The organism is Catenibacillus scindens (assembly GCF_014202115.1).
GTDB classification, from domain to species: Bacteria; Bacillota; Clostridia; order Lachnospirales; family Lachnospiraceae; genus Catenibacillus; species Catenibacillus scindens.
On record NZ_JACHFW010000005.1, the window covers coordinates 93,795 to 114,587 of the forward strand.

Consider the following 20,793-nt stretch of genomic DNA (forward strand, 5'->3'; position numbering starts at 1 on the left):
TTGGTAACTATTCAGCCCGCCGCACTATATTTTTCTTACCGAATGTAGTAAACTGAAATTAATGAAAATCCAGAAAGGGCGAAGATGTATGATAAGTTCAAGCAGAACTTAGCTGCTCAGTTTTCAAATGACAGAAGCAGGTATATGGAGTAACCTTTCCGTCAAAAACGGCATCTCTATATAGTAAAACACTTTTGGAAGTGTCTTATGTCTAAAATCCTTATCGCCGCTGCCGGCCCGCGCTACGACAACTATGTCCGTGCGGTCCGCCGGCAGGGCGCTGATTCTGTTCTTTCCCTGTCCGCTGCCGGTCTGGCATCCTTTGACGGACTTCTCCTGCCGGGAGGCTATGACGTAAACCCGGTTCTTTACGGCGAAAAAAACACAGCATCCCGGCATATTGATGATTTCCTGGATCTCTCTCAACTCGCCCTCCTCGACCACTTTGTCCGGGCCAAAAAACCAGTTCTTGGCATATGCCGGGGGCATCAGGTGATCAATGTATACTTTGGCGGCACGCTGATTCAGCACATGGCCGGCGTAAACCTTCATCAGCATCCGGACAAAGATCTTCTCCATCCGGTGACAACCAGCACCAATTTTCGCCTCTATGATCTTTACAAAGGAAAAACTCTGACAGTTAATTCCAATCATCATCAGGCCATCGGACGGATCGGCAAAGATCTTATTCCCGTCCAGCGCAGCCCTGACGGTTGTATCGAAGCCATGATCCACAGATCTCTCCCTCTGCTGTCTGTCCAGTGGCATCCGGAACGAATGCCCTTAAAATATTCTCCCCAAGGCGAATACAGAGCAACATTGGCCGACGGTTCTCTGATCTTCAGGGATTTTATAGGAGCCTGCTCCCACCAGTAGTCCCTGCCGCCTCATCCCTGTTATTTTCCCCCTGGTTTTTCTTCTAAATACCAAATGGCCCTGTCCGGGTCAGGGAGCTTATCCGGACAGAGCCATTGGCTTATGCTTATGAGATGGTGTTGGGGGCCAAAAAGCCTTTTGACCCCCTGGCATCATGAGATTAAGTGGGCTGAGCGCCGGATCATGAAGTCATCGGACACGCAAAAGGGGCTGACACCTGGGAAATCAATTTCTCAACTCCCAGGGCCAGCCCCTTATCTGTTTTTAGTCCTTTATTTCATTTTTATCCGATGGCAGACCCAATGTCCTCGCGCATATCAATAACTGCCTGGCGTGAGGCGTCGGCAAAGTTTTCAGGTCCGAATTTGGCATACTTTTCCTGCTTGTAGGCCGCGATAATGCCTCTGGAAGAATTGACGATAGCGCCAAGGCCATCCTCGTTAAAATAGTTCACCAGATCGGAACCTTTGGCACCCTGAGCGCCGTAGCCCGGCACAAGGATATAAGTTTTAGGCATCAGCTTGCGGAGTACCGCGCCCATTTCCGGATAGGTAGCACCCACAACAGCGCCTACATAACTGTATCCGCATGTTCCCATATGCTGCTCTCCCCACTGTACAACTTTCTCGGCCACAAGTTCATAGAGAGGACGGCCATTCACTAACTGATCCTGGAACTCACCGCTGGATGGGTTGGAGGTCTTTGTCAGAATAAACATACCTTTCTTTTCAGGGACAGCCACATCAATAAAAGGCTGAACGCTGTCTGTACCCATATATGGGTTAATTGTCACGAAATCTTCATCAAAGCCGTAGTAGGATTTGCTTCCCACCATCACTTTTCCAAGGTGGCCTGTGGCGTAAGCGCCGGATGTGGAACCGATATCTCCGCGTTTAATATCACCGATCACAATAAGATCCTTGCTGTGACAGTAATCCACTGTCTTTTTAAAGGCCATAAGTCCCGGAATACCAAACTGTTCATACATGGCGATCTGGGGTTTTACTGCCGGGATCAGGTCATATGTGGCATCCACGATGGCTTTGTTAAACTGCCAGATAGCCTCGGCAGCCCCCTCCAGGGTCTCGCCAAAATCTTTATAAGCTTTTTCCTTGATATGCTCCGGCACATAAGAAAGCATTGGATCCAGGCCAACTTCAATGGGTGCCTTTGTCTTTTTAATCTTTTCTACTAATTTATCAATCACTGGGAAGCCCTCCTTTTTCTTGCATTGTAACAATTCAGCCATGCCTCTAAAAATTCCCGCAGCTAATGCTGCTTTACCGTCGCTTGTGCGGCTGAATAGTCACCTTGCATTACTGCTCACAAAGTGGACAGTAACCTCTTTGCCTCATTTTACCATAGGATAACCTGTGGCGCAACATTCTGTCATTGCTTTTCCCACAGGTTTCATGTATAATTGTAACGCTTCATCTACAAACACCGGGTTTTTCCCGGAAGCCGGCACAAACGGCGACAAAAACACTGCAATCAGGAGTAAATTTATGATATTAAATGTAAAAAATCTGAGTCATGGCTTTGGCGACAGAGCTATTTTTTCCAATGTATCCTTCCGTCTGCTTAAAGGGGAACATATTGGCCTCATTGGCGCCAACGGCGAAGGAAAATCGACTTTTATGAATATTATTACAGGGAAGCTCATGCCCGACGAGGGAACTGTGGAATGGGCAAAAAACGTGCGCACCGGTTATCTTGACCAGCACACCGTCCTTGAGCCTGGCATGACCATACGGGATGTATTAAAAAGCGCTTACAGCTACCTCTTTAATATGGAAGAAAGAATGAATGAGATATGCCAGCAGATGGGCGACGCAGGGGAAGACGAAATGACCGCCATGTTAGACGAGCTTGGCACGATCCAGGAAATGCTCACCCAGCACGACTTTTATAACATTGACGCAAAAGTTGATGAGATTGCCCGCGCCTTTGATTTGGACGCCCTGGGCCTGGACCGGGACGTGGAGGATTTAAGCGGCGGCCAGCGCACCAAGATCCTTCTGGCAAAACTTCTCCTTGAAAAACCGGACATTCTCCTTTTGGATGAGCCTACCAACTACCTGGATGAAAATCATATCCAGTGGCTCAAACGCTATTTAAACGACTACGAGAATGCCTTTATACTGATCTCCCATGATATTCCCTTTTTAAACAGCGTTGTCAACCTGATCTACCACATGGAAAATCAGTCCCTTGAGCGCTATGTGGGCGATTACGACCACTTTTTAGAAGTCTACGCCGTTAAAAAAGCCCAGCTTGAGGCCGCCTACAACCGGCAGCAGCAGGAGATCAGCGAATTAAAAGACTTTGTGGCCAGAAACAAATCCAGAGTAGCTACCCGAAATATGGCCATGTCCCGGCAGAAAAAACTGGATAAAATGGAAAAAATCCAGCTTGTCCGCGAAAAGCCGAAACCGGAATTTCATTTTAAGGAATCAAGAGCCTCAGGGAAAATGATCTTTGAAACGACAGATCTTGTCATCGGCTACGACGCGCCCCTGTCCCACCCCATTAACGTCCGCATGGAAAGAGGCGAAAAAATCGCCCTCACCGGAGCTAACGGTATTGGAAAAACCACCCTTCTCAAAAGCATTCTTGGCCTGATTCCTCCCCTGTCCGGCCGGGTCAGCCTTGGCGACTATCTTTATAAAGGATATTTTGAGCAGGAAGTCCGCAGCGATAACAAGACCACATGTATTGAGGAAATCTGGGACGCATTTCCCTCCTGGACCCAGTATGAAGTCCGGTCCGCCCTTGCCAAATGCGGACTGACCACCCAGCACATTGAGAGCCTTGTCCGTGTATTAAGCGGCGGCGAGCAGGCCAAAGTCCGGCTCTGTAAAATTCTCAACACGGAAACAAACGTACTTTTGCTTGACGAGCCTACCAATCATCTGGATGTGGACGCCAAAGATGAGCTTAAACGGGCCCTAAAAGCCTACGGGGGTTCCATACTTTTAATCTGCCACGAACCGGAATTTTATGAGGATATTGTGACCGATGTGTGGGACTGCCGCCAGTGGGCCACACGTATTTAACTTCAGTCTAAAAAAAGGGGGGCCATTGCGGCTCCCCTGGGATCATCATTTATTCTTCATCAAAATCCAGACTTTCCTCGTCGTCCTCTTCTTCATCAGAATCTTTCTCGTCATCGAAAAGTTCATCATCGTTTTCTTCCTCTTCTTCCAGAGATACGTCAAACACATCGTTGGTATGCTCAAGGATCTTGTCGTCATCCTCGTCCATATCATCCACGCTAAGGATTTTTACCTTACCTTTATATAACTCCTCCACAGCGATGGATAAAGGCTTTTTGTTCCTGCCATCTACCAAAGGCTCAGAACCGGCAATAATCTGACGCGCCCGTTTTGCCGCGGCGATAACAATGGAGTAACGGCTGGAAACAACCGGCTGCTCCCCTTCTTCCACATCACTGTTGATAACTTCCATTAAGTCTGTATAAGACGGATGTAACATATCTTTATTCTCCTTTCACTTAATATGCCACCGGACCAGAACCTCATCACCACTGATGAAGTTCACAGGTGAGCTGGTCAATAAATTCCTCCCGGCGGCACACTCTGTCCTGCTCATTTTCAATAATCTGATGGATCTGGTGAACCGCCCGCTCCACTTTATCATTGACAACAATATAATCGTAATCTTTCATATACACGGCTTCCTGAGCGGAACGTCTGAGCCGTCCCTCGATCTGCTCTTTTGTCTCTGTCCCCCGGTTTATAAGCCGGTCCAGCAGATCACTGGCCTTAGGCGGGACGATGAAGATCAGAAGGGTATCGGGGTACTGTTCTTTTATCTTTAACGCGCCCTGCATCTCAATTTCGAGGATCACATTGATCCCCTGGCTTAATTTCTCCCGGACAAAATCTCCCGGCGTGCCGTAATAATTATCCACATACTGAGCGTATTCCAGAAGCTTTCCCTCACGGATCATTGTCTCAAACTGCTCCCGGCTGACGAAAAAATAATTTTCACCGTCTTTCTCCCCCTCTCTGGGGGCTCTGGTCGTAGCAGATATGGACAGGCAGTACTCTTTCGGGTACTCACGCAGGAGGGCGGACACAATGGTTCCCTTCCCCACACCGGAAAAACCGGAGATGATTGTAAGTATTCCCTCTTTTTTCATAACCTCATCATCCTTATCTTTATAGAATGTATAATACCGGTAACAGTTCAGCTCACCAAACTGTTACGAATACCGCTGTTTCAGTTTTCAGCGATCCCCACGCCGCTGTGGGATTCCCATCGGCTTGAAATCGTCTCCGGCAGTAATGCGGACAATAAAATATGACCGTCATCCATGACCAGAACTGCCCTTGTTCTCCGGCCCTGAGTGGCGTCAATAGCCATCCCCGTATCCTTGGCGCTCTGAACAAGACGCTTGACCGGTGCCGAATCCGGGCTGATCATGGCCACGATCCTTGTGGCGTTTACAATATTGCCAAAGCCAATATTAACAAATCCAGTCATTGGCAGCCTCCCTATTATTCAATATTCTGTACCTGCTCACGGATCTTTTCAATCTCTGTTTTCAGATCAATGGCACAGTTGGACAATGCCAGATCGTTGGACTTTGACAGGGTGGTATTGGCCTCCCGGTTCATCTCCTGAGCGATAAAATCCAGTTTTCGCCCCACACTGTCCTCACCTTCCAAGGTTTCCTTCATATTTTCAATATGGCTCTTTAAGCGGACGATCTCTTCGTCCACACAGATCTTATCGGCGAAGATCATCACTTCCGTCAAAAGTCTGGCCTCATCCACCGCAGTATCTCCCAAAAGCTCCTGAACTTTCTGATGGAGCTTTTGCTGGTACTCCTTCAAAATCTCAGGAGAACGGGCTTCAATAAATGCTACTTTTTCAAGCATACCGTCGAGTTTAACCAAAATATCCGATTTAAGCCGGGCTCCCTCATCTATACGTGTCTGTACAAATTTCCGGCAGGCTGCATCTACCGCTTTCTCAACCAGCTTCCACAGTTCCTCCTCGTCAATGCTCTGCTCCTCAAGAGTAAAAACTTCCGGAAATCTTGCCAAAGTAGTCACTGCGATATCATCTTTAATATGGAGCTGATCTCTCATATCTTCCAGGCATTCAAGATATTCCCCAGCCAGCGCCCTATTGTATTTCAGACAGACATTATGTTCTGTATAATCTTCATAAGTAATAAATACATCCACCTTGCCCCGCTGAATGTACCTTTTGATCAGACTGCGTATAGAAGATTCAAAAAAGCCCAGCTTTTTTGGAAGCTTCACATTAATATCGCAGTACCGATGGTTCACAGCCTTGATCTCAACAACAATCTTGCGTTCATCGGCCTCTATCTCGCACCGGCCAAATCCAGTCATACTCTGTATCATCGGGTCACCTGCATTTCTCTTTTCTTTTATCATAATGAAGTTATCCCATGGCTTTATATGCTCCTGTATAACTATCTAAAACATTATAAATGAATTTGAATGCTCCGTCAATGGACATTTCATTTTTTTTCTGATACAATGAAGCCACGCCGGTTACTGTTCTGACGCTGGCTTGCCAGTGAACAGTAACCGCCAAGCGTTTACTATATAAAAAGGAGACTTAACTATGGCATTTGACGGACTGGTCATCGCGGCATTGACCCATGAACTCAATGAGGCTCTTGCCGGAGGCCGTATCAATAAAATTTATCAGCCGGAAGCTGATGAACTGATCCTTACCGTTAAAAACAACCGGACAAATTACCGGCTTTTAATCTCAGCCAGCGCTTCCCTGCCGCTGATCTATCTCACCGGCGAAACCAAATCAAACCCCATGACAGCCCCTAATTTCTGCATGCTTTTGAGGAAACACCTATCCGGCGGCAAAATTTTAAGAATTGTTCAGCCCGATATGGAGCGGATCATCCGGTTTGAAATCGAGCATCTGGATGAGATGGGGGATACCTGTATGAAATATCTTATCGCTGAGCTTATGGGCAAGCACAGCAATATTATATTCACCCAGCCTGACGGGACCATTATCGACAGCATTAAACATATTTCCTTAAATGTCAGCTCTGTCCGGGAAGTTTTGCCGGGACGAACTTACTTCATCCCTAAAACTGTAGAAAAGAAAGACCCCAAGTCTGTTGATCGGGACACCTTCTTTTCCTTTGTCTTAAACCGCCCGGCGCCGGTGAGCAAAGCCATCTACACATCTCTCACAGGCATCAGCCCTATCGCTGCCACGGAGATCTGTTATCGCAGCCACATTGATGGTGATCACAGCACAGACACTTTGACATTGGAAGAAAAAGAGCAGTTATTTAACGGATTTGAGGCGTTTATGGATTTGATCCGCCAGTGCCGCTTTGATCCCGCCATCATCTACCGCGACGGCGAGCCGGTGGAATTTTCCTGTCTCCCCCTGACCTGTTACGGGGACTTAAAAACACAGTTCTTTGACTCCATGTCCGCCCTTCTGGAAACTTATTATTCCCAGAAAAATACCATCACCCGGATACGGCAGAAATCCTCCGATCTGCGGCGCATTGTAAACACATCTCTGGAGCGGAGCCAGAAAAAATACCAGCTCCAGCAAAAACAGATGGCGGACACAAAAAAGATGGACAAATACAAAGTTTACGGGGAACTGATCAACACTTACGGGTACAACCTTGAACCTCAGTCCAAATCTCTTACCTGTGAAAACTATTACACCAATGAGACGATCACTATTCCTTTAGACCCTCAGCTTACCGCCCATGAAAACTCCGTCCGCTATTTCGAGAAATACAATAAACTGAAACGGACAAGTGAAGCCTTAAACACCCTTCTTGTGGAGACAAAGGAGGAGATCGACCATCTGGAATCCATACGTACGGCCCTGGATATCGCCCTCTACGAGGAAGATCTGGCCCAGATCAAGGAGGAGCTGACAGAATATGGCTACATCCGCCGCCACGGCCCCGCCAAAGGGGCAAAACGGCCGTCAAAAAGCCGACCTTTCCATTATATATCCTCGGCCGGCTATGACATTTATGTGGGCAAAAACAATTTTCAAAATGAAGAGCTGACCTTTAAGGTGGCCACAGGAAATGACTGGTGGTTCCACGCCAAAGGCATCCCCGGCTCCCATGTCATTGTCAAGAGCAACAACGAAGAACTGCCCGACGAAACTTTTGAGGAAGCTGCCCGGCTGGCTGCCTACTATTCATCCGGCCGTGGGGCTGATAAAGTGGAAATCGACTATATCCAGAAAAAGCATGTAAAAAAAGTCAGCGGTGCCAAACCTGGATTTGTTATCTACCACACCAACTACTCCATGATCGCAGCCCCAAATATTGACGGCATCCGGGACGCTTCTGCCAATTCTTAATTTGAAGCTACCACATCTTCCAAAATGGACAAAAAACGTCTCAATGGCGGATTAAGGGCGCTGCGAAGATAAGATACCCCGTAAGACAACGTGGGAAACTCTGTCACCGGAATATATTTAAGTCCATGCTGGCGGGCCAGAGGTATATCCGGCAGCAGAGCGGCGGCATAACCTGCTTCCACCAGAGTGTATACAATTTCCAGGTTATCGCAAAACATGACCTGCTCCGAGTCCAGACCGGAGATCACCCTGTTCTGGGCGGCCAGCAGAGCCGGCGGATGGACCGTGGGAGGGCAGACGGCGATCTTATGCCCCTCCCTCATCTGGCCCACAGTGAGGACAGACTCTCCTGCTAAAGGGTGATCCGGGGCACAGACACATACAATGGAACACTGTAAAAGCTCCTGGTATACCGCTTTTCGGGGCGCGCTGTCCTTAAAACAAGATATCACCTGCACATCCTCTTCCTCCAAAAGATTTTCCAGGGAGGCAAAAGGAATCAGGCGGACAACAGGATCAATCTGAGGCAATTCCCCGCGCATTCTGGCAAGCACCGGGCGAAGAAACTGCAGTTCCACAAAATTCCGGCATCCAATCCCAAGCCGTACTGTCATCAGCTCCCGGCACTCCTTCAGCCGGGCTTTGGACAAAGATGAAAGTCTTAAAATTTCGCTGGCATACTGAGAAAATATCAGGCCGGCCTGGGTCAGGCGCACGCTCTTGCTGGATCTTTGAAACAGCTTCACTTCCAGCTCATCTTCTAATGTGCTGATCTGATGGCTCACTGCCGGCTGGGTGATCCTAAGCTGCTCCGCCGCTCTGGAAAAATTAAGAAAATTTGCAACTGACAAAAAGCATTCTAATTGAGTCGTATTCACGCGGCTCTCCTTTCTTTACAAGCACTTACAGGGACTCTCCCTTTCAAAAAAGATGTAATCATAAGCATGTATTATAAAAATTTTTTATCAATTATAACATATTTGTATTTTACATACAAGGAATGATATGCTATAAAATATATGGAATCAAATAGTTATCATGCGAACAAATAACTAGCAAACGAGGTGAGTTCATTATGGAACCAGATCTGAAATCCATGGTTCATGATAACCGCAAGATCAGCATCCAGTTGGAGTGCCTGACGACAAAAGAGCTGGGCGCCCAGGGCTTTACTACTGCTCAGGCTTATGTTCTTTTGTATATCCTCGAACATCCCGACGGAACCTTCCTGACAGACATCCACCAGGAGCTTGGCGTATCCATGGCCTCACTGTCAAGTATCCTGAAGCGTCTGAAGTCTGCCGGCTACGTCCGGACAGAGCAATGTCCGGGGGATGACCGTCGAAAACTTCTCTTTGGCACAGACAAAGGGGAAAACGCCTGGGATTTTCTTCAGCAGGCCATTACCCGGTCCTGCAGTCAGGTTTTTGACGGTTTTTCAGCCCCGGAAATTTCCGAGCTGGACCGTATGCAGAAAAAGATGCTGTTCAATCTTTCTAAGTATGCGCAAAATCAACAACAGGAGGTATTGTAACCGTGAGAAAAGTTTTACAACAGCTCAAACAATATAAAAAAGACACATTCCTGTGTATCGGTTTGACCGCTCTGGAAGTTATCATGGAAATACTGTTGCCTTTTGTCACATCCATGATCATCGACCAGGGGCTTGAGGCCGCCAACCTTTCAGCGGTATACCGTTACGGAATCGTTATGGTCATTATGGCGGCATTAAGCCTGACCTTCGGCGCTCTTGCCGGAAAAAACGCCGCCAGCGCTTCATCGGGGCTTGCAGCCAATCTCCGTGAAGCCATTTATTCAAACATCCAGACCTTTTCATTTTCCAACATTGACAAGTTCAGTGTTCCCGGACTTGTCACCCGTATGACTACGGACATTACCAATGTGCAAAACGCTTATATGATGGTGATCCGGGTGGCCGTCCGCGCCCCGTTAAATATCATCTTCAGTTATGCCATGTGTCTGGTCATCAGTCCCCATTTAAGCGCCATGTTCCTCATCGCCGTAGTTTTCCTGGTGATCGTCATCGGCGGCATTATGCTCGTCACCCTGAAAATCTTTACTCAGGTGTTCCGCAGCTACGATGACTTAAACGCCAGTGTTCAGGAAAACGTATCCGCCATCCGGGTAGTCAAAGCCTTTGTCCGTGAAGATCATGAAAATATCAAATTCCACAAAGGCGCAAAAAAACTCTATGATCTTTCCGTAAAAGCCGAAGGACTTCTGGCCTTCAATAACCCGGCCATGATGGTTGCTGTTTATTTCTGTATTATTTCTGTATCATGGTTCGGTGCCAAATTTATTGTGGGCGGCACTATGACTACCGGTGACCTGACCAGCCTTTTCAGTTACATTATGGCCCTGCTCATGAGTCTGATGATGCTGTCCATGGTTGTTGTTATGATCAGTATGTCAATGGCCAGTATCCGACGTATCAGCGAAGTTCTCAATGAAAAGCCGGATCTGACCGACCCTGAGAATCCTGTGATGGAAGTGCCTGACGGACGTATTGATTTTAACCATGTCAACTTCTCCTACAAACACGGCAGCGGCAAAAACGCCCTGTCTGACATCAATCTCCACATTAAAAGCGGCGAAACCATCGGCGTTATCGGAGGCACCGGTTCAGGAAAGAGCAGCCTTGTCAATCTTATCTGCCGCCTTTATGATGTGGACGACGGTTCTGTCTGTGTCGGCGGCGTGGATGTTCGCAAATATGATACCGAAGTACTGAGAAATCAGGTATCTGTAGTGCTTCAGAAAAACACACTGTTTTCCGGTACGATTCTGGATAATCTCCGCTGGGGAAATCCTAACGCCACAGACGAAGAATGTATTGACGCATGTAAGGCCGCCTGCGCCGATGAATTTATCGACCGTATGCCAGACGGCTACAATACCCGCATTGAACGGGGCGGTGCCAATGTTTCCGGCGGTCAGAAACAGCGCCTTTGTATCGCCAGGGCCCTGCTAAAAAAACCGAAAGTCCTTATCCTCGACGATTCTACCAGCGCTGTGGATACAGCCACTGACGCCAGTATCCGCGCCGCGTTTGCCAGAGAGATTCCGGGCACAACAAAGATCATTATCGCCCAGCGCATCTCCAGCGTCCAGGCCGCAGACCGCATCCTTGTTCTGGACGACGGACAGATCAACGCTTTTGATACCCATGAAAACCTGCTCAAGACCAACGCCATTTATCAGGAGATCTATACATCACAGCTCCAGGGCGGCGGCGACTTTGACCAGCCAGCGTAAAGGAGGGAAAGATAACTATGAATGATAAGAAATCCAGACCCGAAGTGACCGCGGCAACCCGGTTGATCAGCAGGGTCATCCGATATATGCTTCATTATTATAAATTTCCGTTTTTACTGGTGATTGTCTGCATTTTGGTCACGGCCATCGCAACGGTTGTTGGTTCTACATTCTCACAGAGACTTGTAGATGACTATATTATACCTATGCTCAACACCGGTTCTGACGACTTTGCCAACCTTGCCAGAGATCTCATACAGCTTGTCTGCCTCATGGCAGTGGGCGTTGTCACAGCCTTTGCCTATAACCGTATCATGATTAATGTAAGCCAGGGAACCATGCTCCACCTCCGTGACGATCTGTTTAGCAAGATGGAAGCTCTCCCAATTAAATATTTTGATACCCACGCCCACGGCGATATTATGTCCGTGTACACCAACGATGTGGATACATTGAGACAGCTTTTAAGCCAGAGTATCCCCCAGATCATCAACTCCTCACTGACCATGATCGCCGCTTTGATCACCATGATCATCCTCAACCCGGCGCTGACGGTGATCTCCATTTTGACCGCCGTTGTCATGCTTATCGTTACCGCTAATTTCTCCAAGCTGTCCGGAAAATATTATATCCGCCAGCAGATGGATCTCGGCGCCGTGGACGGTTTTATCGAGGAAATGATGGACGGCCAGAAAGTTGTCAAAGTTTTCTGCCACGAGGAAGCCGCAAAAGCGGATTTCCACAAGATCAACGATCAGTTGAGAAACAGTTCCAATAAAGCGAACCGCTACGCCAACCTGCTCATGCCTGTCAACGCCAACATCGGCTGGCTCAGCTACGCCCTTGTGGCCATTGTCGGCGCAATGCTCGGCATCAACGGCCTGGCCGGCGTGACTATCGGTACAGTTATCACATTTGTCGGCTTAAATAAGAGCTTTACCAACCCGATCACCCAGGTCAGCCAGCAAATCAACTTCGTTGTCAACGCCGCAGCCGGTGCCCAGCGTGTATTCGACCTGATGGATCAGGAGCCTGAGGAAGACGAGGGCTATGTTGAGCTTGTCAACGCCAACATCGACGCTGACGGCAATATTACAGAATCTGAGAAACGTACAAATGTATGGGCCTGGAAACATCCTCACAAAGCTGAGGGCACAGTTACCTATACAAAACTGGAAGGCGGCGTTGTCTTCGATGATGTGGACTTTGGCTACGATGAAAACAAGATCGTCCTCCACAATATCAGCCTCTGGGCAAAACCCGGTCAGAAGATCGCCTTTGTCGGTGCCACCGGAGCCGGAAAGACGACGATCACCAACCTGATCAACCGTTTTTACGACATTGCCGACGGCAAGATCCGCTATGACGGCATTAACATTAACAAGATCAAAAAGCCGGATCTGCGCCGATCTTTAGGTATGGTTTTACAGGATACTCACCTGTTTACCGGAACAGTTATGGATAATATCCGCTACGGCAAGCTGGACGCCACCGATGAGGAATGTATCCAGGCCGCCAAACTGGCCAACGCCGACAGCTTTATCCACCGTCTCCCTGACGGATATCAGACCATGCTTACCGGCGACGGCGCCAATTTAAGTCAGGGACAGCGCCAGCTTCTTGCCATTGCACGGGCGGCTGTAGCCGATCCGCCGGCACTGATCCTGGACGAGGCAACATCCTCCATTGATACCCGTACAGAGAAGCTTGTCCAGGACGGTATGGACGCTCTGATGAAAGGCCGCACAACCTTTGTCATTGCCCACCGCCTCTCCACGGTCAAAAACTCCGACTGCATCATGGTTATGGAACAGGGACGTATTATCGAGCGCGGTACCCACGACGAGCTGATCGCCAAGAAAGGCAAGTATTACCAACTCTACACCGGCAACTTCGCCGACAACGCCTGATCACGCTTACACAAACTTTCAGGCCGCCTTTTGCAGCGGCCTGAAAAATAGTTTTCTTATAAATAAAAGAAGCCTCTCAAACTCTTTTTGAATTTGAGGGGCTTCTTTACTTTACAGCATCCGGTACAAATCTTCATAACGCCTTGCCGATGTATTCCAGGAAAAATCTCTGGCCATACCACGGTCAATAATCTTATGCCACTCCCGCTTGTTATTGTAGAACACATGCTTTGCGTAATTAATCGTATTGAGCATCTCATGGGCATTGTAATTAGCAAAGCTGAAACCTGTACCTGTGGACTCATACTCATTGTAAGGTTCCACAGTGTCCTTCAGGCCGCCGGTCTCACGGACAATAGGCACTGTGCCGTAACGAAGGCTCATAAGCTGGCTTAAACCGCAGGGCTCAAAAAGAGACGGCATGAGGAACGCGTCGCAGGCCGCGTAAATCTTGTGGCTACGCTCATTGGAATAAAAAATGTTGGCGGACACGCGGCCCGGATATTTCCACGCAAAATAACGGAACATATTTTCATACTTGGCATTGCCTGTTCCGAGAACTACAAACTGAACGTCATCGGCACAAATCTGATCCATAACATAATCCACAAGATCCAGACCTTTCTGGTCTGTCAGCCGGGACACAAGGCCGATCATAAACTTATCAGCGTTTACTTCCAGTCCCAGCTCTTCCTGGAGGGCGCATTTATCTTTATATTTTTCCTTTCGGAAAGTAATGGCGTTGTAGTGAACCGGAATCATAGGATCCGTCTCAGGATTCCACTCATCGTAATCAATACCGTTGACAATTCCCATAAGGCAGTTATTTCTCGCCCGCATCAGGCCGTCCAGGCCCTCACCATAAAAAGGCATCTGGATCTCCTGGGCATAAGTCTCGCTGACAGTTGTAATATAGTCCGCATAAACAATACCGCCTTTTAAATAGTTGGCGTCTTTGTAGGCTTCCATCTTATCCGGGGTAAACAGATAGGACGGCAGACCGGTCATACCCATAATAGTCTTGGGATCCCATGTTCCCTGGAATTTAAGATTGTGGATGGTCATGACCGCCTTAATATTCCAGTAAAATTCGTTATCATTAAATACATTTTTCAAAAATACAGGAACCAGACCGGTCTGCCAGTCATGGCAGTGGATGATATCGGGGTGGAACCCGATGGCCGGGAGGCAGGAAAGAGCCGCTTTGCTGAAGAAAGCAAACTTTTCCAGATCCCACAGACCGCCTTCATAAGCCTGATCGCCGGAAAAATAGTGTTCATTGTCTACAAAATAAAAAGTGACGCCATCGTACTGCATCTCAAGGATGCCCACATACTGATTCTGCCATCCGAGATCCATATAAAAGTGGGTGCGGTACTGCATCTGCTGTTTCAGATAATCTGGTATAATACGGTACTTTGGAATGATCACCCGAACGTCAAATTCGTCCTTATTAAATGCCTTGGGCAGGGAACCGGCTACATCCGCCAGACCTCCTGTCTTTATAAAAGGTACTGCTTCAGATGATACAAATAATATATTTTTCATCTTTACAAAATCCTCCCAGCCTGTAAATCTTTTTATATCTGACATCAATGGCATTATAAATTTCGGATATGTCATTACTGTCCATTACCCAGTCATTATACCATGTTTTTATGCATTTTAAAAGATATTTATTGTGTTTTATCATTTTTTTTATGTAATTTGACGATGTTTTCCGGCGATCCGCTCCGGGAAGAGCGCCCCGCACTTCTATCCACGCTTCTTATAATCCAGACGTATTTTATCGGAGATCAGAGCGATAAATTCAGAGTTTGTCGGTTTGCCTTTCCCTGTGTTAATGGTATATCCGAACAGATCGTCAATGGTATCCATTTTCCCCCGGCTCCATGCCACCTCAATGGCATGGCGTATGGCCCGTTCCACCCGGCTTGGTGTAGTCTTATTCATCTTCGCAATCGTTGGGTACAGCACTTTGGTAATGGAATTGATCACATCCCGGTTATTGACCGCCATAATGATGGCATCCCTTAAATATTGATAACCTTTAATGTGGGCCGGTACGCCGATTTCATGGATAATATCCGTAACGTCTGTTTCCAGATTATGTCCATTCGCCATATTGCCATCCTCCCCCTGAGATTGTCCTGCCGGGCGGATCGCCGCCGCCCTCTGGCTTTTGCTTAGCGAAACCTGTTTGATCTTATTGATAACCACGTCATTGTCGAAAGGCTTCATAATATAATACACCGCCCCCTGACAAAAAGCGTCCTCAGTAATACTCTCTTTCCCAATGGCCGAGATCACTATAAATGCCGGATGCTTCTTTATCGTCGTATCTTTATTGATCTTATTCATCACACCCAGGCCATCTAACTTTGGCATAATCAGATCCAGCAGAACAATATCCGGTTCCTGCTCCTTGATCAGCGACAGGGCCGCGATACCGTCGGAAGCTTTCCCCACAACCTCAATACTGTCGTCAGTATGCAATATATTGTCAAGCACATGAACCATTCTCTCATTATCGTCAACAATAGCAACATTAATTTTACTCATAACGGACTCCTCCTATATTTGTTATGAGTATTATATTTTCTCCAAAATTATTTATCAAGAATCAATGCTCGCATAATTCGCCATGAGTCACATATTTATCACAAATTTATATTTTTTCCGGCACAACATGAAAAAACTTTAGTATGTACTGTCTTAATACGGATAAAGCAGGCAATACCATGAGATTACTCCCTGTATTGCCTGCTTAAAATCATTCTGCCGCTTCCAGCATATTTTCAATAAAAATGCCATACCCCCTTGTGGGATCATTGACAAAAACATGGGTTACCGCCCCCACCAGCTTCCCATCCTGAAGAATCGGAGAACCGCTCATGCCCTGGATGATCCCGTTGGTCTTTTCCAGCAAAATAGGGTCTGTGATCTCAATAATAAAATCTTTATTGTCACCGCTGCTATTATAATCAATATTTGTGATCTTTATTTCATAATCTTTCACTGTCCCGTCCACACAACAGCGGATCAGTGCCGGACCTGCATGGACATCCTGCTTATATCTCAACTCCACAGCCCTGGAAGGATCATAGAACCACTCCCCGGCAGATATTGTGCCATAAATTCCAACGTCTGTATTTTTTTCAATAGTTCCGATACGGTAGTCCTGACTGTAATAAATCGTTCCCACCATCTCCCCCGGAGATCCGTCAGCGCCTTTAATAATACTCCCCACAGAGGCGGGGTAGAGAGCGCCGCCCTCAATCTGGATCATGAGACTTGTATCCACGTCGGTGATGCCATGGCCCAGGGCAGCAAAACGGTTGTTTTCATCCACAAAACTCAGCGTACCTATGCCCTGAGTGTCATCCCGCACCCAGATTCCGGTTTTATATTCGCCGCCAGGGCACAGTACAGGCTGTATGTCCAGTTCCAGCGGCTGGCCGTCACGAAGAACCTGGAGGATGGCCGTCTTTCCCCCACATTTTTGGATCTCATCAGTCATTTCAGAAATAGTATCGACAGCAGTGCCATTGACCGACTGAATGTAATCTCCAGATTTTACGATCCCCCTGGCCGGCTCACGGCTGTTTCCGCCAGCGTCCGTCACCTTTCCCGTACCCAAAACCATCACGCCGCTGGTGCGTATATGAATACCAACCGGAACTCCCACAGGCATAACCTTTTTAGACTGCACTGCTTCAACATTGATCTTTTTTAATGTAATTCCAAGAAACTGGAGATCTACACTGTAAGTCCCCGTCTCTGACAGTTCCACGCTAAAAGGCGTACTCAGATCAAGGGTAATATCCGACTTAGCCAAAGGCTTCTGATCAATGGAGACAACGCTTACATCCTCCACATGGGTTTTAGCTGTCAGAGGAAGCTCAAAGTCAAAATTTTCCGATGTTCCCACTTTCACTTTAAGCTGATCCGGTATTTTTTCATTTAACAGGTAATAAGCCCATGTAAAAATGCAGATAATATTCACAAAAAGAACTATAAAAAGCAGATACCGGTATTTTCGCCGGATATTCATGTTCCTCATCCTTTCGTACATTTTTCATCCACGAAATACCGCAGATTTTTTTAACCGCAACAGTTTTACCGCATTCCTGATTGCTAAACGGTTGCCGAAAATCAGGAAAGGATGATACTCTTTGTTAAGTACCATCCTTTCTTAGTATGTGAATGAGGCTCAATTTTCAAACCAGAATTTATTTTCCAGAAACTTTGCCGCTCTTTAACTGATCCGCCAAAGCCTTCATTTCTCTAGCGTTTTCGAGGACTGTGTCTGTAATCTGTACACCGCCAAGTAATCGGGCAATTTCTTCCACCATCATCTCATGGTCCAGAGGTGTAATGTGGGTTGTCGTCAGCGCGCCCTTAGGTTCTTTTTCAATGCGGTAATGGTTGTCCGCCATGGCCGCGATCTGAGGCAAATGGGTGATACAAAGCACCTGATGCTTTCTTGAGATCAAAGCCAGTTTTTCAGAAACTTTCTGTGCGGTGCGGCCGGAAATACCGGCGTCAATTTCATCAAAAATCAGCGTCTCAATGGAATCCACATCCGCCAGAACAGATTTTATAGCCAGCATAATTCTGGATAATTCGCCGCCGGAAGCTACCTGAGCCAAAGGCTTCATATCCTCCCCCGGATTGGTAGAAATCATAAAGCAGGCGTCATCAATGCCGTTGCGGGTATAATCCGGCAGACGGTCAAACTTCCATCCAAAACGGACATCAAGAAAATTCAGGTCTTTTAGTGCCTGAGTAATCTCCTGGGCCAGCTTCTCCCCTGAGGATCTGCGGATCTGTGACACTTCCTCAGAAATTTTTTTAAGTTCCTCTCGTGCCTTTTCCACATCCTTTCTCAGATGGTCCAGATAAATATCATAATTTTTCAGCTTGTCCAACTTTTTCTCCGTCTCACGGCCATAGGCCAGAATATCCTCAATGGTCTGGCCGTATTTGGCTTTTAAGCCGTTAATAAGATCAAGGCGCTGCTCCACCTGATGAAACTCATCATCGTCAAAGGAGAGCTGGGACATATAACCGGAAATTTCCCTGTTAAAATCATTGACTAAATTATCAATATCTTCAAGCTGCTGGCGAAAACCGGCCAACTCTTCGTCATAATCTTCCACACCGATCAGTTCCCGAAGGGCCCGGCCCACCTCGTCTCCTGCGCCGCTCTCATAGCCGGTGAGCCGGTAGGCCGATGAAACCGCCTCCATGATCTGGCGGCTGTTGCTCATCTTTTTATACTGAGCCGTCAGCAGATCATCTTCCCCCAAAGAAAGCCGGGCCGACGCGATCTCATTTTGCTCAAATTCAAGAAAGGAAATATCCCTGCGGCGGGCTTCCTCATCAACAACGCTCTGATCCAGCTCTCTTTTCAGATCCATATACCGATCGTAAGATTTTGCCATGACTTCTTTTTTTTCTTTAAGGCGCCATTTAGAGAAAAAGTCAAGAATTTCCAGATGGTGGTGCTTATGTAACAAAGACTGATGCTCATGCTGGCCGTGAATATCCACAAGCATCTCCCCAAGAGCTTTTATCGCAGCCGCAGACACAATCTCCCCGTTAATCCGGTTGACGCTGCGGGCCGGCGTAATCCTGCGGGACACAATGACCTGACTGTCCTGGACAGGAACCTGAATCTCATCCAGATATTGTAAAATATGTTCATCCTTAACATCGAAAAAAAGCTCTACCAAAGCCTCTTTCGCCCCTTTGCGGATCATATCCTTTGATACCTTTTTTCCAAGAGCGGCGTTGACCGATCCGATGACAATAGACTTTCCGGCACCGGTCTCACCGGTAAGGATATTTAAGTTAGGGGAAAAATCAACTTCAATTTCATCAATCAGCGCCAGATTTTTTACATGTATTCCCGTTAGCATGTTTCACCTCTGCAATTCTGTTCTGCAAGACATCTGTTACATTTTCTGGGCCACGACACGGTCAATGATCTCCATCACTTCCTGGGCCTGGGCCTCACTGTAAATGGCACAGAAAATCGTGTCATCTCCGGCGATACAGCCCACCATTCCGGGAATATCCATAGCGTCCAGAGCCGCAGCCACAGCCATGGCCATCCCTGATACGGTCTTAATAACTATAAGGTTGGTTGCCATGGAACGGGACACAAAGCCGTCCTGGAGAACACGTGTATATTTGTTGGCGTTGGTATTTTCTGATCCGGTAAGGGCGGCATATTTTGACCGCCCGTTATGACCGGCCACCTTTGAAAGTTTCAATTCCCGTATATCTCTTGAAATTGTCGCCTGAGTCACATTAAATCCGGCTTCAATAAGGCGCTGTGCCAGTTCTTCCTGAGTCTCAATCTCATACTGGCGAATCAATTCAATGATCTTTGCGTGTCGTTTTGCTTTCATGAAATCTCCTCACATCTTAATTCAAAACCCGCTCACGAGTTCAGCTATCAGGGATAGACATACCAAACTGTTGCTTTTGGATGGCTAACCTGTTATATAACGCCAAAAATTTATATTTTCATTCTCAGAATCTCATAAAATGTGCGGGAATTAACTTTGACTAAATGCACCCGCTCGCCGGCCCGGCGGATACGGATATAATCGCCGGACTGGAGTTTGACTACCGTCTGTCCGTCGAATGTAACCAAGGCTTCCTCCGGCTGAGTTTTCTGCCGGTGGCCGATCTCTATCTGCACTCTGTCCTGAGCGGAGACAACTATACTCCTGGCCGACAGGGAGTGGGGACAGATGGGGGTGATGACCATCAGTTCACTCTCTGGAAGGACTACAGGTCCTCCGGCGGACAGATTATAGCCGGTGGACCCAGTGGGCGTAGATACAATAACCCCATCCCCGGCATAATTGTCCATGACCACGTCGTTGATAAACATCCTCGTCTCCACCAGCCGTGAAAAACCGGACCGGGTGACAATAATATCATTGAGTGCCAGAGACTCTTCCACTTTTTTCCCCTGTTTATACACCGCTCCCCTCAGCATCATTCGCTGTTCAATGCGGTAATCGTCAGAAATAAGTTGATCAAGTCCGGGGTAAACTTCGTCTTTTTCCAGATCTGTCAAAAAGCCCAGGGTTCCCAGATTAATTCCGAGAATGGGAATATCATAGGCCACATAATCCAAAGCGGCGTGAAGCAGTGTGCCGTCACCGCCAAGGACAATAAGACACTGAGTTTGAGGCGGCAGAGGGCCATCCTTTGGCGTCTCGCACACACAGCCCCGTTCTCTGAGATAGTTCTGTATCCGCCTTGTGCTTTCGTAATTTTTATCCTTTTCCTTATTGGCGATAATATAAAATTTATCCATAATTTTTAT

At 47.3% G+C, this 20,793-nt stretch carries 17 protein-coding genes and 1 pseudogene; 6 read left to right on the top strand and 12 right to left on the bottom strand.

The genetic code is table 11. The annotated features are described in order from the left end of the window. Positions 1–207 precede the first annotated feature (207 nt). Positions 208–876 carry a gamma-glutamyl-gamma-aminobutyrate hydrolase family protein gene (locus HNP82_RS07875; RefSeq protein WP_183773075.1) on the top strand — a complete coding sequence of 223 codons (669 nt, stop codon included), beginning with the start codon at positions 208–210 and terminating at the stop codon, positions 874–876. Between the two features lie 283 nt (positions 877–1,159). Here the strand turns inward: HNP82_RS07875 and pyrF are convergent, their stop codons facing one another. After that, entirely contained in the window at positions 1,160–2,083 is a 924-nt protein-coding gene (gene pyrF, locus HNP82_RS07880; protein WP_183773077.1) for an orotidine-5'-phosphate decarboxylase, read from the bottom strand. Between the two features lie 298 nt (positions 2,084–2,381). Here pyrF and HNP82_RS07885 point away from each other — a divergent pair, with 298 nt between their 5' ends. Continuing rightward, positions 2,382–3,932: an ABC-F family ATP-binding cassette domain-containing protein gene (locus HNP82_RS07885; protein ID WP_183773079.1), complete on the top strand. Its 1,551-nt coding sequence runs from the start codon at positions 2,382–2,384 to the stop codon at positions 3,930–3,932. Positions 3,933–4,119: 187 nt separating this feature from the next. On the opposite strand, the pseudogene rpoZ reads toward HNP82_RS07885, so the two are convergent. The 4 genes and pseudogenes from rpoZ to HNP82_RS07905 all read right to left on the bottom strand — a co-directional run. Further along, positions 4,120–4,371: pseudogene (gene rpoZ, locus HNP82_RS18620) on the bottom strand (DNA-directed RNA polymerase subunit omega); the annotation flags it as partial. A 46-nt stretch (positions 4,372–4,417) separates the two neighbouring features. Next, the gene (gene gmk, locus HNP82_RS07895) at positions 4,418–5,041 is read right to left on the bottom strand and encodes a guanylate kinase (protein ID WP_183773083.1); all 624 of its coding nucleotides are present in this window, start codon (positions 5,039–5,041) and stop codon (positions 4,418–4,420) included. A gap of 80 nt (positions 5,042–5,121) precedes the next feature. Continuing rightward, positions 5,122–5,385, bottom strand: a complete 264-nt coding sequence (locus HNP82_RS07900) for a DUF370 domain-containing protein (protein WP_183773085.1) — start codon at positions 5,383–5,385, stop codon at positions 5,122–5,124. A gap of 14 nt (positions 5,386–5,399) precedes the next feature. Then, the gene (locus HNP82_RS07905) at positions 5,400–6,278 is read right to left on the bottom strand and encodes a YicC/YloC family endoribonuclease (RefSeq protein WP_183773342.1); all 879 of its coding nucleotides are present in this window, start codon (positions 6,276–6,278) and stop codon (positions 5,400–5,402) included. A 226-nt stretch (positions 6,279–6,504) separates the two neighbouring features. On the opposite strand from HNP82_RS07905, the gene HNP82_RS07910 reads away from it, so the two are divergent. Then, positions 6,505–8,256 (top strand): Rqc2 family fibronectin-binding protein, encoded by a 1,752-nt coding sequence (locus HNP82_RS07910; protein ID WP_183773087.1) that lies wholly within the window; start codon positions 6,505–6,507, stop codon positions 8,254–8,256. Here the strand turns inward: HNP82_RS07910 and HNP82_RS07915 are convergent. Continuing rightward, the gene (locus HNP82_RS07915; protein WP_183773088.1) at positions 8,253–9,134 is read right to left on the bottom strand and encodes a LysR family transcriptional regulator; all 882 of its coding nucleotides are present in this window, start codon (positions 9,132–9,134) and stop codon (positions 8,253–8,255) included. The two genes, HNP82_RS07910 and HNP82_RS07915, sit on opposite strands and share 4 nt — an antisense overlap. 197 nt (positions 9,135–9,331) lie before the next feature. On the opposite strand from HNP82_RS07915, the gene HNP82_RS07920 reads away from it, so the two are divergent. Genes HNP82_RS07920 through HNP82_RS07930 form a run of 3 tightly spaced genes read left to right on the top strand, consistent with a single transcriptional unit; the run spans position 9,332 to position 13,442 of the window. Further along, positions 9,332–9,790, top strand: a complete 459-nt coding sequence (locus HNP82_RS07920; RefSeq protein WP_183773090.1) for a MarR family winged helix-turn-helix transcriptional regulator — start codon at positions 9,332–9,334, stop codon at positions 9,788–9,790. Positions 9,791–9,792: 2 nt separating this feature from the next. Beyond that, positions 9,793–11,532, top strand: a complete 1,740-nt coding sequence (locus HNP82_RS07925; protein WP_183773091.1) for an ABC transporter ATP-binding protein — start codon at positions 9,793–9,795, stop codon at positions 11,530–11,532. A 17-nt stretch (positions 11,533–11,549) separates the two neighbouring features. Next, on the top strand, positions 11,550–13,442 hold the full coding sequence (locus HNP82_RS07930; protein ID WP_183773092.1) for an ABC transporter ATP-binding protein: 1,893 nt from the start codon (positions 11,550–11,552) through the stop codon (positions 13,440–13,442). A 111-nt stretch (positions 13,443–13,553) separates the two neighbouring features. Here HNP82_RS07930 and glgA read toward each other — a convergent pair whose 3' ends face one another. From glgA to HNP82_RS07960, 6 genes are all read right to left on the bottom strand, one after another. Continuing rightward, positions 13,554–14,990, bottom strand: a complete 1,437-nt coding sequence (glgA, locus tag HNP82_RS07935) for a glycogen synthase GlgA (protein ID WP_183773093.1) — start codon at positions 14,988–14,990, stop codon at positions 13,554–13,556. 207 nt (positions 14,991–15,197) lie between these two features. Next, positions 15,198–16,004, bottom strand: a complete 807-nt coding sequence (gene spo0A / locus HNP82_RS07940) for a sporulation transcription factor Spo0A (protein ID WP_183773094.1) — start codon at positions 16,002–16,004, stop codon at positions 15,198–15,200. A 211-nt stretch (positions 16,005–16,215) separates the two neighbouring features. Continuing rightward, on the bottom strand, positions 16,216–17,496 hold the full coding sequence (spoIVB, locus tag HNP82_RS07945) for a SpoIVB peptidase (RefSeq protein ID WP_183773095.1): 1,281 nt from the start codon (positions 17,494–17,496) through the stop codon (positions 16,216–16,218). A 178-nt stretch (positions 17,497–17,674) separates the two neighbouring features. Continuing rightward, positions 17,675–19,366 (bottom strand): DNA repair protein RecN, encoded by a 1,692-nt coding sequence (gene recN, locus HNP82_RS07950; protein ID WP_183773096.1) that lies wholly within the window; start codon positions 19,364–19,366, stop codon positions 17,675–17,677. Positions 19,367–19,402: 36 nt separating this feature from the next. After that, the gene (locus HNP82_RS07955) at positions 19,403–19,861 is read right to left on the bottom strand and encodes an arginine repressor (protein WP_183773098.1); all 459 of its coding nucleotides are present in this window, start codon (positions 19,859–19,861) and stop codon (positions 19,403–19,405) included. A 110-nt stretch (positions 19,862–19,971) separates the two neighbouring features. Then, a complete protein-coding gene (locus tag HNP82_RS07960; protein ID WP_183773100.1) occupies positions 19,972–20,784 on the bottom strand; it encodes an NAD(+)/NADH kinase in 813 nt (270 codons plus the stop codon). Positions 20,785–20,793: the final 9 nt, after the last annotated feature.

Excerpts from the sequence above, each read along its gene's own strand:
- HNP82_RS07875 (WP_183773075.1), top strand. The coding sequence starts at position 208 with ATGTCTAAAATCCTTATCGCCGCTGCCGGCCCGCGCTACGACAACTAT.
- HNP82_RS07885 (WP_183773079.1), top strand. The coding sequence starts at position 2,382 with ATGATATTAAATGTAAAAAATCTGAGTCATGGCTTTGGCGACAGAGCT.
- gmk (WP_183773083.1), bottom strand. The coding sequence starts at position 5,041 with ATGAAAAAAGAGGGAATACTTACAATCATCTCCGGTTTTTCCGGTGTG.
- HNP82_RS07900 (WP_183773085.1), bottom strand. The coding sequence starts at position 5,385 with ATGACTGGATTTGTTAATATTGGCTTTGGCAATATTGTAAACGCCACA.
- HNP82_RS07905 (WP_183773342.1), bottom strand. The coding sequence starts at position 6,278 with ATGATACAGAGTATGACTGGATTTGGCCGGTGCGAGATAGAGGCCGAT.
- HNP82_RS07910 (WP_183773087.1), top strand. The coding sequence starts at position 6,505 with ATGGCATTTGACGGACTGGTCATCGCGGCATTGACCCATGAACTCAAT.
- HNP82_RS07920 (WP_183773090.1), top strand. The coding sequence starts at position 9,332 with ATGGAACCAGATCTGAAATCCATGGTTCATGATAACCGCAAGATCAGC.
- HNP82_RS07930 (WP_183773092.1), top strand. The coding sequence starts at position 11,550 with ATGAATGATAAGAAATCCAGACCCGAAGTGACCGCGGCAACCCGGTTG.
- glgA (WP_183773093.1), bottom strand. The coding sequence starts at position 14,990 with ATGAAAAATATATTATTTGTATCATCTGAAGCAGTACCTTTTATAAAG.
- spo0A (WP_183773094.1), bottom strand. The coding sequence starts at position 16,004 with ATGAGTAAAATTAATGTTGCTATTGTTGACGATAATGAGAGAATGGTT.
- spoIVB (WP_183773095.1), bottom strand. The coding sequence starts at position 17,496 with ATGAATATCCGGCGAAAATACCGGTATCTGCTTTTTATAGTTCTTTTT.
- recN (WP_183773096.1), bottom strand. The coding sequence starts at position 19,366 with ATGCTAACGGGAATACATGTAAAAAATCTGGCGCTGATTGATGAAATT.
- HNP82_RS07955 (WP_183773098.1), bottom strand. The coding sequence starts at position 19,861 with ATGAAAGCAAAACGACACGCAAAGATCATTGAATTGATTCGCCAGTAT.
- HNP82_RS07960 (WP_183773100.1), bottom strand. The coding sequence starts at position 20,784 with ATGGATAAATTTTATATTATCGCCAATAAGGAAAAGGATAAAAATTAC.